This is a genomic window from Thioalkalivibrio sp. AKL17 (genome assembly GCF_000377885.1).
Classification (GTDB): domain Bacteria; phylum Pseudomonadota; class Gammaproteobacteria; order Ectothiorhodospirales; family Ectothiorhodospiraceae; genus Thioalkalivibrio; species Thioalkalivibrio halophilus.
Genome location: NZ_KB898771.1, coordinates 31,483 through 45,995 on the forward strand (window position 1 = coordinate 31,483; position 14,513 = coordinate 45,995).

Sequence of the window (14,513 nt, forward strand, 5' to 3'; positions counted from 1 at the left end):
TACACTCGCCACCCCGAACGTGACTGACTGGAATCCTTGCATGAACCCGGAATTTCTCGACTTCGAACAGCCGATCGCCGAGCTGGAGGCCCGCATCCGCGACCTGCAGTACGTGGGCGACGACACCGAGGTCAACATCCAGGAAGAGGTCCAGCGGCTGCAGGACAAGTGCCAGTCGCTGACCGAAAGCATCTTTGCCAAGCTCACGCCCTGGCAGATTGCCCAGCTGTCACGTCATCCCCGGCGTCCGTATCTGCTCGACTACATCCCGGCGCTGTTCGAGGAATTCGAGGAACTGCACGGCGACCGCGCCTATGCCGATGATCCCGCGATCGTCGGCGGCATCGCCCGCTTCGACGGGCGGCCGGTGATGATCATCGGCCACCAGAAGGGGCGCCAGACCCGGGACAAGGTGCAGCGCAATTTCGGCATGCCGCGTCCGGAGGGCTATCGCAAGGCCCTGCGCCTGATGGAGATGGCCGAGCGCTTCCGCATGCCGGTGTTCACCTTCATCGACACCCCGGGCGCCTATCCCGGCGTGGGGGCCGAGGAACGCGGCCAGAGCGAGGCGATCGCGCGCAACCTGCGGGTGATGGCGCGGCTGGACACCCCGATCATCGCCACGGTGATCGGTGAGGGTGGCTCCGGCGGTGCGCTGGCGATCGGGGTGGGCGATGCGACGCTCATGCTGCAGTATTCGACCTATTCGGTGATCTCGCCGGAAGGCTGCGCCTCGATCCTGTGGAAGAGTTCGGAAAAGGCCTCCGAGGCCGCCGAGGCGCTGGGGATCACCTCCGGCCGGCTGAAGGACCTGGGGCTGATCGACCGGGTGATCGACGAACCGCTGGGCGGCGCCCACCGCGATCCGGAGACCATGACCGAGCATCTGCGTGCGGCGCTGGCCGAGACCCTGGGCGGGCTGGAGCGGCTGGACCCGGGCAAGCGCCTGGAACGGCGTTACCGCCGGCTGATGGACTACGGTGCCTTCCAGGAAGCCGGCGCCTGACCCCGTCGACGTCGCGTTGCGGCGGTTCCTCGAGGAGTGTCCCGCGGGCGGCCCGCTGCGCGTCGCCTTCAGCGGCGGTCGCGATTCCAGCGTCCTGCTGCATGCCCTGACCGCGACCTGTCGAGCTGTCGGGCATCCCGATCCCGAAGTCTGGCACGTGGACCACGGGTTGCACGCGCAGTCCGCGGCCCAGGCGGAACACTGCCGTGCGGTGGCGCATTCGCTGGGTCTGCATTTCGAGCACCGCGCGGTCGGTCCCCTCGAGACCCGCGCGGACGGGGTGGAGGCCGCGGCCCGGCACGCCCGCTATGCGCTGCTGCGCGAGGGCCTGGGGCCGACCGGGGTGGTGGTCACCGCGCATCATGCCGGGGACCAGGCCGAGACCTTCCTGCTCGCGGCCGTGCGCGGCAGCGGTCCGCTCGGCCTGCGTGGCATGCCCCCGTGGCGCCGCGAAGGCGAGGGCTGGCTGGCGCGCCCGCTGCTGGACGTGGCGGATGCAGCCGTGGCGGAGCGGGCATGGAAGGACGGGCTCACCTGGGTGGAGGATCCCACCAATGCCGATCCGGGGTTCGACCGCAACTTCCTGCGCCGCGAGATCCTGCCGCGGCTCAATGAACGGTTTGCGGCCTCGGCCGGGCTGGCGCGGGCCGCGCGCTGGCAGGCCGGGGTGGCCGACGGGGAGGACGCCGATCTCGCGCGCCAACTGGCGGGCGCCGGGGCCGGTGAGTGCCTGCCGCTGTCCGTCCTGCGGCCGCTGGAACCGGGGCGCCGGAGCGCCCTTCTGCGGCACTGGATCCGGGAACACGGCCTGCGCCCGCCGGGCCACCAGCGGCTGGCGGAATTCCTGCGTCAGGCGCTGGCGGCCGGCGAGGATCGCCAGCCGCGGCTGGACTGGGACGAGGGCTGCCTGCGGCGCTACCGCGATGCGCTGTATCTGGATCCGCCGGAGACGGAGCCCGCGTCGCCGATTCCGTGGCCGGCCGGCCAGCAGCGGCTGCGTCTGCCCGATGGCCGGGTGCTGACCCGCGAGCATCCGGCGTTCGCCGATCCGCTGCTGGCCGGGGCGGTGGAGGTGGTGTTCCGCCAGGGTGGTGAACGGGTGCCGGCGGGCGGCCGGCACCGGCGGCTGAAGTCGCTGATGCAGGAGCGCGGGATTCCGCCATGGCGGCGTGCGCGCATCCCGCTGCTGCGCCCGCCGGGGGGTGAGGTGCGTGCCGTGCTGTGGCCGCGCGGACCGGATGACGGCGGCGCTGCGTGAGCTGCGTCGCAGGTTCGGGCCAAGGCGCCACAGCCCCGCCATGACGGGCCCGCAGGCGCCTCGCGCGGCGCGTTCGCGATTGAGCGGAAACGGGGGGTCTGGTACCCTTTGCGGGCATTTTGACCCCCGTCGGTCCCGGCCAGGTTTCCCGCATGACGCGATTCGTTTTTATCACCGGAGGCGTGGTTTCGTCTCTGGGCAAAGGTATTGCATCCGCCTCCCTGGGGGCGATCCTCGAGGCGCGTGGCCTGAAGGTCACGCTGATGAAGCTGGACCCCTACATCAACGTCGATCCGGGGACCATGAGTCCGTTCCAGCATGGCGAGGTGTTCGTTACCCATGACGGGGCCGAGACCGACCTGGATCTCGGGCACTACGAGCGCTTCGTGCGCATCCGCACCTCGCGGCACAACAATTTCACCACCGGCCAGATCTACGAGAACGTAATCCGCAAGGAACGTCGCGGCGACTATCTGGGCGGCACGGTGCAGGTCATTCCGCACATCACCGACGAGATCAAGCGCTCGATCCGTGAAGGGGCGGATGACGCCGACATCGCACTGATCGAGATCGGCGGCACGGTGGGCGACATCGAGTCCCTGCCGTTCCTCGAGGCGATCCGCCAGATGGGCGTGGAGCTGGGGCGCGACAACGCGCTGTTCATGCACCTGACCCTGGTCCCCTATATCGACGCCGCCGGCGAGATCAAGACCAAGCCGACCCAGCATTCGGTCAAGGAACTGCGTTCCATCGGCATCCAGCCGGACATCCTGCTGTGCCGCTCGAGTCAGGCGATCCCCGAGGGGGAGCGGCGCAAGATGGCGCTGTTCACCAACGTCGAGGAAAAGGCGGTCATCTCCGCGGTGGACGTCGACAACATCTACAAGATTCCGCTGTGGCTGCATTCGCAGAAGCTCGACGAGATCGTGCTGCGCAAGCTGCACATCGAGGATCTGCCGGTCGCCGACCTGTCCGACTGGAAGCACGTGGTCAACGCCATGGAGTTCCCTGAATCGGAGGTCACGGTCGGTATGGTCGGCAAGTATGTCGAACTGACCGAGTCCTACAAGTCGGTCAACGAAGCCCTGACCCATGCGGGCATCGAGGTCGGCACCCGGGTGCGCATCCGCTACCTGGATTCGGAAAAGCTGGAGGGCGACACCCCCGAGGCACGCGCCGAGCTGGAAGGGCTGGACGCGATCCTGGTGCCGGGCGGCTTCGGCGAGCGCGGGGTCGAGGGCAAGATCGAGGCGGTTCGCCATGCGCGCGAGGAGGGTATCCCCTATCTGGGCATCTGCCTCGGCATGCAGGTGGCGGTGATCGAATACGCCCGCAACGTGGCCGGCCTCAACGGGGCACATTCCACCGAGTTCGCGCCCGATACTCCGCATCCGGTAATCGCACTGATCACCGAATGGCAGGACCGCGAGGGGCGGATCGAACATCGCGATGCCGAAAGCGATCTGGGCGGCACCATGCGCCTGGGTGCGCAGACTGCCTGCCTGAGCGAAGGCTCGCGCATCGCTGCGGCCTACGGCACCAGTCGCATCGAGGAACGCCACCGCCACCGTTACGAATTCAACAACGCCTACCGCGCGCGTCTGGAGCAGGCCGGTCTGGTGATCTCCGGGCTGTCCGAGTCCGGGGAACTGGTGGAGGCGGTGGAGCTTCCGGAACATCCGTGGTTCGTCGGCTGTCAGTTCCACCCCGAGTTCACCTCCACGCCGCGCGACGGACACCCGCTGTTCGCCGGCTTCGTCCGTGCGGCGCGGGACTACCAGAACGAGCGCGCGCCGGATGTCGGCGCGGCGCTGACCGATTGAGGGCGGGTTGATGGAACTGTGCGGTTTCTCCGTGGGCCTGGACCGGCCGTTCTTCCTGATTGCCGGTCCCTGCGTGATCGAATCGGAGGCCATGGCCGAGGAAACCGCAGGGCAGCTCGCCGAAATCACGGGCGAACTGGGGATCCCGTTCGTCTACAAGTCGTCCTTCGACAAGGCCAACCGGTCCTCCACCCGCAGCTATCGCGGGCCGGGCATGGAGGAAGGGCTGCGTATCCTTGAAACGGTGCGCGAGCGCATGGGCGTGCCGGTGCTGACCGACGTGCACGAGGACACCCCGCTGGCGGAGGTCGCCGCGGTGGTGGACGTGCTGCAGACCCCGGCGTTTTTGTGCCGCCAGACCAATTTCATCCAGAACGTGGCCCGTCAGGGGCTCCCGGTGAACATCAAGAAGGGCCAGTTCATGGCCCCCTGGGACATGGGCAACGTGGTGGACAAGGCGCGCGAGGCCGGCAACGAGTCGGTGATGGTCTGCGAGCGCGGGGTGTCCTTCGGCTACAACACCCTGATCTCCGACATGCGCGGCCTGGCCGACATGCGCCGCACCGGCGCCCCGGTGGTGTTCGACGCCACCCACTCGGTGCAGCAGCCGGGCGGGCAGGGTGCCAGCTCCGGCGGGCAGCGCGAATACGTGCCGGTGCTGGCGCGTGCGGCCGTGGCCAGCGGTATCTCCGGGCTGTTCATGGAGACCCACCCCGATCCGGCGAACGCGCTGTCGGATGGTCCCAATGCCTGGCCGCTGCCGCGCATGCGCGAGCTGCTGGAAACCCTGAAGGCGCTGGACGAGGCGACCAAGTCGCGTCCGCTGGCGGAAGCCGAATACGGCCTGGGCTGACCCCGGGATGACCCCGGGGGCGGCCGGCCCCGAATCGAACGAGTCAAGGAGAGAGTACGAGCATGTCCCAGATTGCCGAGATCCACGCGCGCGAGATCATCGATTCCCGCGGCAACCCGACGGTGGAAGCCGACGTCGTCCTGGCCTCCGGTGCGACCGGGCGGGCGTCGGTGCCGTCGGGGGCTTCCACCGGGGCGCGCGAGGCCCTGGAACTGCGCGACGCCGCGGCCCGCTATGGCGGCAAGGGCGTGGAGAAGGCGGTGGGTCACGTGAACGGCGAGATCCGCGACACCCTGCGCGGCATGGAGGCCGACCAGACCGCGGTCGACCAGCGCATGCTGGAGCTGGACGGTACCGAGAACAAGTCGCGCCTGGGCGCCAACGCCCTGCTGGCGGTGTCCATGGCCGTGGCCCATGCCCGCGCGGCCGATGCCGAGCGCCCGCTGTTCGAGACGGTCGGCGGGCCGGATGCGCATCTGCTGCCGGTGCCGATGATGAACATCGTCAACGGCGGTGAGCATGCCGACAACAGCGTCGACATGCAGGAGTTCATGATCCTGCCGGTGGGTGCCCCCAGCGTGCGTGAAGCGGTGCGCTACGGTGCCGAGGTCTTTCACGCGCTGAAGAAGGTGCTCAACCAGCGCGGTCTGGGCACCGGCGTGGGCGACGAGGGCGGGTTCGCGCCCAACCTGGAGTCCAACTCGGCCGCGGTGGAGACCATCCTCGAGGCGATCCATCAGGCCGGGTTCAAGGCCGGGCGCGACATCTGGCTGGGCCTCGACTGCGCCGCCTCCGAGTTCTACCGCGATGGCCGCTACCACCTGGATTCCGAGGGCAAGTCGTTTAATGCCGAGGAATTCTGCGACTACCTCGCGCACTGGGTCGATCAGTACCCCATCCTCAGCATCGAGGACGGGCTGGCCGAAGACGACTGGGAGGGCTGGAAGATCCTGACCGAGCGTCTGGGTGAGCGCGTGCAGCTGGTGGGCGACGATCTGTTCGTGACCAACACGCAGATCCTGCGCGAGGGCATCGACCGCGGCGTGGCCAACTCCATCCTGATCAAGCTGAACCAGATCGGCACCGTGACCGAGACCCTGCAGGCGATCGAGATGGCGCGCGAGGCGGGTTACACCTCGGTGATCTCGCACCGCTCGGGCGAGACCGAGGACGTGACCATCGCCGATCTGGCCGTGGCCACCGGCGCCGGGCAGATCAAGACCGGCTCGCTGTCGCGCTCCGATCGCGTGGCCAAGTACAACCAGCTCATGCGGATCGAGGAGCATCTTGGCGGGCAGGCCCGCTACCCGGGCATGGACGCCTTCCGGGTCCGGCCCTGACCCCGGGGAACCGGGGTGTCCCGGCCGGAGGCCTGAGCGATGCGCTGGCTGCTGCCGGGCGGTCTGGTGCTGCTCGTGCTGGCGCTGCAGTGGCCGTTGTGGTTCGGCGAGGGCGGCTGGCCGGATGTCCGCGAACTGCGCAGCGAGACGGCCATGCAGGAAGCGGAAAATCAGCGCCTGCGCGAACGCAACCGGGCGCTGGAGGCCGAGGTCCGCGATCTGCGCGAGGGCTCCGCGGCGGTGGAAGAACGCGCCCGGCGCGACCTGGGCATGATTCGCGAGGACGAGACCTTTTTCTTCATCGTGGATGAAGAAGACGAAGCCCCGGGCGAAGTCCCGGGGCTGATGCCCGAGGACGCGTCCACCGGGGCCGCGCCGGAGCATTTCGAGGAGGACACGACGATCGTGGAGGATCCGTTCGATGAGTGATGCCGACTCCCCCGAAGGTTCGGGAGTCTTCTGGGCGCTGATCCCCGCAGCCGGGATTGGTCGTCGCATGGGGACGGATCGTCCCAAACAGTTCCTCACCCTGGGGCCGCGCAGCGTGCTGGCCCATACCCTGTCGATCTTTCTGGAGCATCCGCGGATTCGCGGCGTGATCCTGGTGCTGGGCCCGGACGTGGATCCGGACGCGCTCGACCTGCCGCTGGCCGGCGGGCGTCTGTTCCGCGTGGCCGGCGGCGACGAGCGGGCCGACTCCGTGCAGAACGGCCTGGACTTCCTCGAGGAACGCGCCGGCCCCGAGGACTGGGTGCTGGTGCACGACGCCGCGCGCCCGTGCCTGCCGCCGGACGATCTCGACCGCATGCTGGACGAGCTGCGCGACGATCCCGTGGGGGGGGTGCTGGCGGCCCCGTCCACCGATACCATCAAGTGGGCGGACGCCGATGGTCGGGTGGAATCCACCCTCGATCGCGAGCGGGTGTGGCGGGCCCTGACCCCGCAGATGTTCCGCCTGGGCACGCTGCGCGACGCCAACGCCCGTGCGCGTGCCGCCGGACACCCGGTGACCGACGAGGCCAGCGCGATCGAATGGGCGGGACTGCGGCCGCGGCTGGTGGAGGGCTCGCTGATGAACATCAAGATTACGCGCGCCGAGGACCTCGAACTGGCCCGTCTATACTTGCTGGAACAGGGCCGGCTCGACGGAGGGTATCGGGGATGACGGCGATGCGTGTGGGCCAGGGTTTCGATGTACACGCCTATGAGGCGGGGGATCACGTGGTGGTCGGCGGGGTGCGGATCCCGTTCGATTACGGCGTGCGCGCCCACTCCGACGGTGACGTGCTGCTGCACGCGCTGTGCGATGCCCTGCTGGGGGCGGCCGGTCTGGGCGACATCGGCCGCCACTTTCCCGACAGCGATCCGGCGTTCTCCGGTGCCGACAGCCGCGACCTGCTGGAAGAGACCCTGCGCCGGGTGCGCGCGGCGGGCTGGGTGCCGGTGAACATCGACGCCACCATCATCGCCCAGCGTCCGCGCATGGGCCCGCACGTGGACACCATGCGCGCCAACATCGCCGCGGATACCGGGTTGCCGGCGGACGCGGTCAACGTGAAGGCCACCACCACCGAGCGGCTGGGCTATACCGGCCGCGAGGAGGGTCTCGCCGCGCAGACCGTGGTGCTGCTGCAGACCCCGGGAGACGGGGCGGTCGCATGAGCGACGGCGTGGTGCGCGGGGTGCACCACGTGAGCGTGGTGGTGGCGGAACCGGAGCGCTCGGCCGCGTTCTACGGGGATCTGCTCGGGCTGGCGCCGTTGCCGCGCCCGGATCTCGGGTTCCCCGGGCGCTGGTTCGATCTGGGTGACGGGCGCGCCCTGCATCTGCTGGGTGTGCCCAACCCGGATCCGGTGGAGCGCGGGGTCGCCGGGGGCCGCGACCGCCATCTGGCCCTGGCGGTGGACGGGCTGGAGGCCCTGCTGGCACGGCTGGAGGCGGCGGGTTTCCCCGCGCAGCGCAGCCGTTCCGGGCGTCCCGCGGCCTTTGTGCGCGATCCTGACGGGAACACCGTCGAATTCGTCGCAGCCGGCGGATGACCCTCTCCGCACCCGCATTCCCCCACCGCCGGCAGCCGGCATGAACTGGGACGACGCCGACACCCCGCGCCCCGCGGCCCGCAACCTGCGGGTCCTGATGCCGCTGCTCGCATTCCTGCGGCCGTACCGGCGGCGGATCGTGTTCGGGCTGGTGGCGCTGGTGGTGGGCTCGGGGGCGATCCTGGCCTTCGGCGGGGTGCTGCGCCTGCTGGTGGACGCTGGCCTGGGTCCCGAGGACCCCGCCGGGCTCAACCGCGCGCTGGTGCTGCTGCTGGTGGTGGTGACGGTGATGGCCATCGGCGTGGGTGCGCGCATCTATCTGGTGACGTGGCTCGGGGAACGGGTGGTGGCCGATCTGCGCCGCGCGGTTTTCGCCAATGTGATCCGGCTGGATCCGGCGTTTTTCGAGCAGACCCGCACCGGCGAGGTGATCTCGCGCCTGACGGCCGACGCGACGCTGATCCAGACCGTGGTCGGCACCACCCTGACCATTGCCGCGCGCAACCTGCTGCTGATCGTCGGCGGGCTGGTCCTGATGTTCCTGTCCAGTCCGCCGCTGGCGGTCCTGCTGGTGGCCGGCCTGCCGGCGGTGGCCGTGCCGGTGTGGCTGCTGGGGCGCCGGGTGCGCCGGCTCTCGCGCCGGACCCAGGACCGGGTCGCGGACGTGGGCGCACGCACTGACGAGACCCTGTACGCGATCGAGACGGTGCAGGCCCACGGCCAGGAAGACGCCGAACGCGGCCGGCATGCCTCGGCGGTGGAAGCCGCCTTCGGCATGGCCACGCGCCGGGCCGCCACCGGCGCACTGCTGGCCGCTGCGGTGATGCTTTTGATGTTCGGCCTGATCGCCGGGGTCCTGTGGATCGGTGGCCACCGCGTGCTGGACGGGATGATGACCCCGGGCGAGCTGGCCGCGTTCCTGTTCTACGCGGCCCTGGTGGCGGGTTCGATCGCCGCGCTCAGCGAGGTGACCAATGAACTGCTGCGGGCGGCCGGAGCCGCGGAGCGCCTGCTGGAACTCGCGGAGGTCCGTTCCGGGCCGCCCTGGCCACGACACCCCGAAGCCCTGGCGGACCCGGTGCGCGGCGAGATCGCGCTGGAGGACGTGGTCTTCGCCTATCCGACGCGCCCGCAGCCGCCGGCACTGGACGGGGTCTCCCTGCGGGTACGCCCGGGCGAGTCGGTGGCGCTGGTGGGACCGTCGGGGTCCGGCAAGTCGACCCTGTTCCGGCTGCTGCTGCGGTTTCATGACCCGGATGCGGGCTGTATCCGGCTCGACGGGCACGACCTGCGCCGCCTGCGGCCGGACGAACTGCGCCGGCACATCGCGGTGGTGCCGCAGGAGCCGGTGCTGTTCTCCGGGACCGTGCGCGAAAACGTGGCCTACGGCGTGCCGGATGCGTCCGACGCGGCGCTGCAGGCGGCCGCGGAGGCGGCGCATGCGCGGGGGTTCATCGAGGCGCTGCCGGAGGGCTGGGACACCGCGCTGGGCGAGCGCGGCGTGCGCCTGTCCGGCGGCCAGCGGGCGCGTCTGGCGCTGGCCCGCGCCCTGCTGCGCGAGCCGGCCGTGCTGCTGCTGGACGAGGCCACCAGCGCGCTGGACGCCGAAAGCGAACGCGAGGTGCAGGCGGCGCTGGAAGAGGTGCGGCACGCGCGCACCGTGCTGACCATTGCCCACCGGCTGGCCACCGTGCAGTCGGCGGACCGGATCGTCGTGCTGGACGGCGGCCGCGTGGTCGGCGAGGGCACCCATGCCGAACTGCTGGCGCAGGGCGGGCTGTATGCACGGCTGGCGGCGCTGCAGTTTGCGGATGCGGACGCGCTCGCCTGAAACTCGGGGCGAGGCGGATCAAGCGGGAGGACATCATGGCCAACGGATACATCCTCGCCCTGGACCAGGGCACCACCAGCTGCCGGGCCATCCTGTTCGATCTGGAGGGCGGTATCGCCGGGGTCGCGCAGAAAGAGTTCGCCCAGTCCTACCCGCACTCCGGCTGGGTGGAGCATGACGCGATGGAGATCTGGGGCACCCAGATCGGCGTGGCGCGCGAGGCGCTGGAGCGCAATGGCATCAAGCCCGCGCAGCTGGCGGCCATCGGCATCACCAACCAGCGCGAGACCACGCTGGTATGGGATCGTCACAGCGGCCGCCCGATCCATCCGGCCATCGTGTGGCAGGACCGGCGTACCGCGGATCTCTGCGACCGCCTGCGCGACGAGGGTCTGGAAGGCCATATCCGCGCGACCACCGGGCTGCTGCCGGACGCCTATTTCTCCGGTACCAAGATCCGCTGGATCCTCGATCACGTGGACGGCGCGCGCGAGAAGGCCCGCAACGGCGACCTGCTGTTCGGCACCATGGACAGCTGGCTGGTGTGGAACCTCACGCGCGGCGAGCGCCACGTCACCGACGTGACCAACGCCTCGCGCACCATGCTGTTCGACATCCACCGCCTGCAGTGGGACGACACCCTGCTGAAAGCGCTGGACATCCCGCGCGCCATGCTGCCCGAGGTGGTGTCCTCCAGCGAGGTACTGGGCCACACCGGCACGGAGATGTTCGGCGGCGCGCGGGTGCCGGTGGCCGGCATGGCCGGGGACCAGCACGCGGCCCTGTTCGGCCAGGCCTGTTTCGAGCCGGGCATGGCCAAGAACACCTACGGCACCGGCTGTTTCCTGCTGATGAACACCGGCACCCGCCCGGTGACCTCGGAACACGGCCTGCTGACCACCATCGCCTGGGGCCTGGACGGGCAGGTGGAATACGCCCTGGAGGGCTCCATCTTCATCGCCGGGGCCGCCGTGCAGTGGCTGCGCGACGAGATGCACCTGATCGATACGGCCGCGGAGTCGGAGTACTTCGCGAGCCGGGTGGAGGACGCCGGCGGGGTCTACGTGGTGCCGGCCTTCGCCGGGCTGGGGGCGCCGTACTGGGATCCGCATGCGCGCGGGGCGATCTTCGGCCTGACCCGGGGCACGCGCAAGGAGCACGTGACGCGCGCGACGCTGGATGCCCTGGCCTACCAGACCCGCGACGTGATCGAGGCCATGCAGGCCGATTCCGGCCTGGCCCTGCAGACCCTGCGGGTGGACGGCGGTGCGGTGGCCAACAATCTGATGGTCCAGTTCCAGGCCGACCAGCTGGGGGTGCGGGTGGAGCGCCCGGCCATCACCGAGAGCACCGCCCTGGGCGCCGCCGGCCTGGCCGGTCTGGCCACGGGCCTGTGGAGCCGCGACGACCTGCGCGCATTCAGCCGCATCGAACGCGTGTTCGAGCCGCAGCTGGACGCCGCCACGCGCGACCGCCAGTACCACGGCTGGAAGGAAGCCGTGCGCCGCTGCATGAACTGGGAACGCGACGCGCGGGGGTAGGCCCGCGTCGCGGAGTATTGTGGTGTAGTACCGTCCGGGGGCCGATCGTGTCTTGAGCGTCTGATGGCTGGCGTTCGGAAGTAACAGGATCTACGTGAGAGGTGATCTATGAGGATCAAGGACCTGATTGATGAAGCCGAGGCACTCCCAGTTGAGGAGCGTGCGCTGGTGGTCGATTCGCTTCTGCGCAGTCTCAATCCCCCCGAATCCCGGATCGATGAAAAATGGGCTTCGGTGGCGCAGGAGCGATTGAAGGAGTTTCGTTCCGGTGATGTGGAGGCCGTTCCCGGAGAACAAGTGTTTGCGAAGATCTGGGGCGAGCAATCTCAATGAGCTTCCGCTTTCATCCGGAAGCTGAGCGCGAATTGCGTGAGGCTGTGGGCTACTACGAAGAGATCGAGCCTGGCCTCGGATACGATCTTTCTGTGGAAGTGTATTCGGCAGTTCAGAGGGCCGTATCGTATCCAGCGGCCTGGCCAGTGCTTGACGGAGATATCCGGAGGGCCCTGGTACGGAGGTTTCCGTATGGAGTGCTTTACTCCGCGGAAGAGGGAGGTGTCCTCGTCATTGCGGTGATGAACCTTCATCGAGAGCCGGGGTACTGGAAGGGCCGGTCTTGAATGCAGACAGGGACAATGCATTGAATTCGTGCGCCGCCGTCGCGTGGGCGCGTGGCCCCGCGGCCCCGTTGTCAGTCGATGCTGGCGGGGCGGGCGGCGAGGCGGCCGGACTGGTAGTCGGAGATGGCCTGCTGGATCTCGGCGTCGCTGTTCATCACGAACGGCCCGTAGTGGGCGATGGGTTCGGCCAGCGGGCGGCCCTTGAACAGCAGGACGCGGCTGTCCTGGCGGGCGATCAGGTGGATCATGGTGTGGCCGTGCCAGACACCCAGTTCGCCGGCGTTCAGGCCGGTGAGCGCGCCCTCGAAGACGTAGCCCAGCACGCGCTCGTCCAGCTGCACGGCCAGTGACAGGCGATAGCCGGCCGGCAGGCTCAGATCCGCCATGCCCGCGCCTTCGCCGATCTGGCCGAGCGGGCCCTCGGTGTCGCCGGCGCTGGTCTGCCAGGAGCCGGCCACGGCCTTGAAGTCCAGCGGGGCGTCTTCCTCCGGCAGGTGGCGCATGGCGTCGGTGCCGACGTCGCGATAGCGCGGGGGCTCCATCTTGCGCGCGGCCGGAAGGTTCACCCACAGCTGAAAGCCGTGCAGCCCTTCCGGATCGGGATGCAGGGTCTCGGAATGGATCACGCCGCGGCCGGCGCTCATCCATTGCGCGCCGCCGGCCTGCACCTGTCCTTCGTTGCCCATGGAATCGCGATGGCTGACGCCGCCGCGCACCAGATAGGTGAGGGTCTCGAAACCGCGATGCGGATGGTCGGGAAAGCCGCCCACGTCTTCGTCGCCGGGGGCGGTCTTCAGCTCGTCCAGCATCAGGAACGGGTCGAGGCCGCCGCCGAAGTCATGGATGCGGCGGATCTTCACGCCCGCGCCGTCCTGCGTCGGGTGCGAGTGGCGGATGCTGTCCGGTGGCGTGGGGTTCATGGCGTTCTCCTTCGCGTCGAGTCTGCACCATACCGACCGCAAAACGAAAAGAAAATTGCATGGTCCGATCCGGCGCGTTGTTGCCGGTCAGGGGAGCTGCCACGCGTCGGCGAAGGCCTCCAGGCTCTCGATGAAGTCGGGCTCGTGTTCGCGCCGATGCATGGTCAGATGCAGTACGACGGCGGACTCGTCCGGCGGGTGCCCGGTGGTCAGGGTCCAGGCCACGCCGTTGGGGCAGTCCGGCAGGCTGAAGCGCACGCCGCCGTGGATAAGCTCGCGGTTCACGCGGAACTCGCCCCACAGGCAATAGATGACGCCCTGGTCGGTCCCCCGGTCTTCGACCAGGTTGTCGATCAGTTCGCAGGCTGTTGGCAGGGCGGGCACCGTCAGGCGTCGCTGCAGGCTGTCAGGATCGGTCGTGCCTTCGAGGATGCGATGAAACTCCATGGGCTACTCCACTCGGGGCAGGAATACCGGGTGGCCGTCCACCTCGCCCACGCTCAGGGCCTGGTTGTACAGGCGTTCCAGCGCGGCGGGCACCAGCATGCTGCGGGTGGGGCCCCAGCAGGCGCCGCCGTCGGGGAACATCAGCAGGAGGTGGTCGCAGAAGCGGGCGGCCAGATTGACGTCATGCAGGGCCATCACTGCGGCGCGGCGTTCACCGCCGGCGATTTCGCGCACGCGCTGCAGGACGCTGACCTGGTGGTGCAGGTCGAGCTGGCTGGTGGGTTCGTCCAGCAGCAGAACCTGCGGGTCCTGGGTCAGCACGGTGGCCAGTGCCAGTCGCTGGCGTTCGCCGCCGGAGAGGGTGTCCACCTGCCGGCCCTCCATGCCGTCGAGGTCCACGGTGGCCAGCGCGGCGCGGGCGGCGTCCACGTCCTCGCGGGTCTCGATGTCCCAGGGGCGCAGGTACGGGTGGCGGCCGATCAGCGCGGTTTCGAGGACGGTGGCAGGGAAGCCGTCATGGTGGTTCTGGAACACCAGACCCAGGCGCCGTGCCAGATCCGGCCGCGACAGGCTGCCCAGGGGCTGCCCGGTCAGTTCGATCCCGCCGGCGCGCGGGGGGCGCAGGCGGGCGAGGGTGTGCAGCAGCGTGCTCTTGCCGGCGCCATTGGGCCCGAGAATGCCCCAGCACTGGCCGGGGTTGACGGTCAGGTGCAGCGGCGAGGAGTCCGCGCGTTCGGGGATGTCGATCACCAGGTCGCGGGTGGCCAGCAGGGTGTCGGCGGTGGGGGCCTCGTGCACGCTGAGGGCATCGGCATGTGCGTCGGCGCGGCTCATC

The 14,513-nt window shown here is 69.5% G+C and carries 16 protein-coding genes; 13 read left to right on the plus strand and 3 right to left on the minus strand.

What is annotated here, in order from left to right; translation table 11 throughout:
* Nucleotides 1-40 precede the first annotated feature (40 nt).
* The 13 genes from D577_RS0112520 to D577_RS14535 all read left to right on the plus strand — a co-directional run bounded on the left by D577_RS0112520 (nt 41) and on the right by D577_RS14535 (nt 12,311).
* Complete coding sequence (locus D577_RS0112520; protein WP_018947813.1) at nt 41-1,006, plus strand: acetyl-CoA carboxylase carboxyltransferase subunit alpha; 966 nt, start codon at nt 41-43, stop codon at nt 1,004-1,006.
* Nucleotides 981-2,264 carry a tRNA lysidine(34) synthetase TilS gene (gene tilS / locus D577_RS0112525; RefSeq protein ID WP_026289064.1) on the plus strand — a complete coding sequence of 428 codons (1,284 nt, stop codon included), beginning with the start codon at nt 981-983 and terminating at the stop codon, nt 2,262-2,264. Before D577_RS0112520 ends, tilS begins: the two co-directional genes overlap by 26 nt.
* A gap of 152 nt (nt 2,265-2,416) precedes the next feature.
* Nucleotides 2,417-4,087, plus strand: coding sequence for a CTP synthase (locus D577_RS0112530; RefSeq protein ID WP_026289065.1), 1,671 nt, complete (start codon nt 2,417-2,419; stop codon nt 4,085-4,087).
* Between the two features lie 10 nt (nt 4,088-4,097).
* Nucleotides 4,098-4,940 carry a 3-deoxy-8-phosphooctulonate synthase gene (gene kdsA / locus D577_RS0112535; RefSeq protein WP_018947816.1) on the plus strand — a complete coding sequence of 281 codons (843 nt, stop codon included), beginning with the start codon at nt 4,098-4,100 and terminating at the stop codon, nt 4,938-4,940.
* 62 nt (nt 4,941-5,002) lie between these two features.
* Nucleotides 5,003-6,280, plus strand: a complete 1,278-nt coding sequence (gene eno, locus D577_RS0112540) for a phosphopyruvate hydratase (protein ID WP_018947817.1) — start codon at nt 5,003-5,005, stop codon at nt 6,278-6,280.
* A gap of 39 nt (nt 6,281-6,319) precedes the next feature.
* The gene (gene ftsB, locus D577_RS0112545; protein WP_018947818.1) at nt 6,320-6,709 is read left to right on the plus strand and encodes a cell division protein FtsB; all 390 of its coding nucleotides are present in this window, start codon (nt 6,320-6,322) and stop codon (nt 6,707-6,709) included.
* Complete coding sequence (gene ispD / locus D577_RS0112550; protein ID WP_018947819.1) at nt 6,702-7,445, plus strand: 2-C-methyl-D-erythritol 4-phosphate cytidylyltransferase; 744 nt, start codon at nt 6,702-6,704, stop codon at nt 7,443-7,445. The genes ftsB and ispD overlap by 8 nt, the downstream gene beginning before the upstream one ends.
* Nucleotides 7,442-7,942: a 2-C-methyl-D-erythritol 2,4-cyclodiphosphate synthase gene (gene ispF / locus D577_RS0112555; protein ID WP_018947820.1), complete on the plus strand. Its 501-nt coding sequence runs from the start codon at nt 7,442-7,444 to the stop codon at nt 7,940-7,942. Before ispD ends, ispF begins: the two co-directional genes overlap by 4 nt.
* Complete coding sequence (locus tag D577_RS0112560; RefSeq protein WP_018947821.1) at nt 7,939-8,319, plus strand: VOC family protein; 381 nt, start codon at nt 7,939-7,941, stop codon at nt 8,317-8,319. Before ispF ends, D577_RS0112560 begins: the two co-directional genes overlap by 4 nt.
* 40 nt (nt 8,320-8,359) lie before the next feature.
* Nucleotides 8,360-10,150 carry an ABC transporter transmembrane domain-containing protein gene (locus D577_RS0112565; RefSeq protein ID WP_018947822.1) on the plus strand — a complete coding sequence of 597 codons (1,791 nt, stop codon included), beginning with the start codon at nt 8,360-8,362 and terminating at the stop codon, nt 10,148-10,150.
* A 35-nt stretch (nt 10,151-10,185) separates the two neighbouring features.
* Entirely contained in the window at nt 10,186-11,691 is a 1,506-nt protein-coding gene (gene glpK / locus D577_RS0112570) for a glycerol kinase GlpK (RefSeq protein ID WP_018947823.1), read from the plus strand.
* Between the two features lie 108 nt (nt 11,692-11,799).
* A complete protein-coding gene (locus tag D577_RS0112575) occupies nt 11,800-12,024 on the plus strand; it encodes an addiction module protein (RefSeq protein ID WP_018947824.1) in 225 nt (74 codons plus the stop codon).
* Nucleotides 12,021-12,311 carry a plasmid stabilization protein gene (locus D577_RS14535; RefSeq protein ID WP_081618842.1) on the plus strand — a complete coding sequence of 97 codons (291 nt, stop codon included), beginning with the start codon at nt 12,021-12,023 and terminating at the stop codon, nt 12,309-12,311. Before D577_RS0112575 ends, D577_RS14535 begins: the two co-directional genes overlap by 4 nt.
* 71 nt (nt 12,312-12,382) lie before the next feature.
* Here D577_RS14535 and D577_RS0112580 read toward each other — a convergent pair whose 3' ends face one another.
* The 3 genes from D577_RS0112580 to D577_RS0112590 form a co-directional block, all read right to left on the minus strand.
* The gene (locus tag D577_RS0112580) at nt 12,383-13,231 is read right to left on the minus strand and encodes a pirin family protein (protein WP_018947825.1); all 849 of its coding nucleotides are present in this window, start codon (nt 13,229-13,231) and stop codon (nt 12,383-12,385) included.
* Between the two features lie 87 nt (nt 13,232-13,318).
* Nucleotides 13,319-13,678, minus strand: a complete 360-nt coding sequence (locus tag D577_RS0112585; protein WP_018870699.1) for a hypothetical protein — start codon at nt 13,676-13,678, stop codon at nt 13,319-13,321.
* Nucleotides 13,679-13,681: 3 nt separating this feature from the next.
* Nucleotides 13,682-14,512, minus strand: coding sequence for an ABC transporter ATP-binding protein (locus D577_RS0112590; protein ID WP_018870698.1), 831 nt, complete (start codon nt 14,510-14,512; stop codon nt 13,682-13,684).
* Between the last annotated feature and the right edge of the window lies 1 nt (nt 14,513).

Excerpts from the sequence above, each read along its gene's own strand:
- D577_RS0112520 (WP_018947813.1), top strand. The coding sequence starts at position 41 with ATGAACCCGGAATTTCTCGACTTCGAACAGCCGATCGCCGAGCTGGAG.
- D577_RS0112530 (WP_026289065.1), top strand. The coding sequence starts at position 2,417 with ATGACGCGATTCGTTTTTATCACCGGAGGCGTGGTTTCGTCTCTGGGC.
- kdsA (WP_018947816.1), top strand. The coding sequence starts at position 4,098 with ATGGAACTGTGCGGTTTCTCCGTGGGCCTGGACCGGCCGTTCTTCCTG.
- eno (WP_018947817.1), top strand. The coding sequence starts at position 5,003 with ATGTCCCAGATTGCCGAGATCCACGCGCGCGAGATCATCGATTCCCGC.
- ftsB (WP_018947818.1), top strand. The coding sequence starts at position 6,320 with ATGCGCTGGCTGCTGCCGGGCGGTCTGGTGCTGCTCGTGCTGGCGCTG.
- ispD (WP_018947819.1), top strand. The coding sequence starts at position 6,702 with ATGAGTGATGCCGACTCCCCCGAAGGTTCGGGAGTCTTCTGGGCGCTG.
- ispF (WP_018947820.1), top strand. The coding sequence starts at position 7,442 with ATGACGGCGATGCGTGTGGGCCAGGGTTTCGATGTACACGCCTATGAG.
- D577_RS0112560 (WP_018947821.1), top strand. The coding sequence starts at position 7,939 with ATGAGCGACGGCGTGGTGCGCGGGGTGCACCACGTGAGCGTGGTGGTG.
- D577_RS0112565 (WP_018947822.1), top strand. The coding sequence starts at position 8,360 with ATGAACTGGGACGACGCCGACACCCCGCGCCCCGCGGCCCGCAACCTG.
- glpK (WP_018947823.1), top strand. The coding sequence starts at position 10,186 with ATGGCCAACGGATACATCCTCGCCCTGGACCAGGGCACCACCAGCTGC.
- D577_RS0112575 (WP_018947824.1), top strand. The coding sequence starts at position 11,800 with ATGAGGATCAAGGACCTGATTGATGAAGCCGAGGCACTCCCAGTTGAG.
- D577_RS14535 (WP_081618842.1), top strand. The coding sequence starts at position 12,021 with ATGAGCTTCCGCTTTCATCCGGAAGCTGAGCGCGAATTGCGTGAGGCT.
- D577_RS0112580 (WP_018947825.1), bottom strand. The coding sequence starts at position 13,231 with ATGAACCCCACGCCACCGGACAGCATCCGCCACTCGCACCCGACGCAG.
- D577_RS0112585 (WP_018870699.1), bottom strand. The coding sequence starts at position 13,678 with ATGGAGTTTCATCGCATCCTCGAAGGCACGACCGATCCTGACAGCCTG.
- D577_RS0112590 (WP_018870698.1), bottom strand. The coding sequence starts at position 14,512 with ATGAGCCGCGCCGACGCACATGCCGATGCCCTCAGCGTGCACGAGGCC.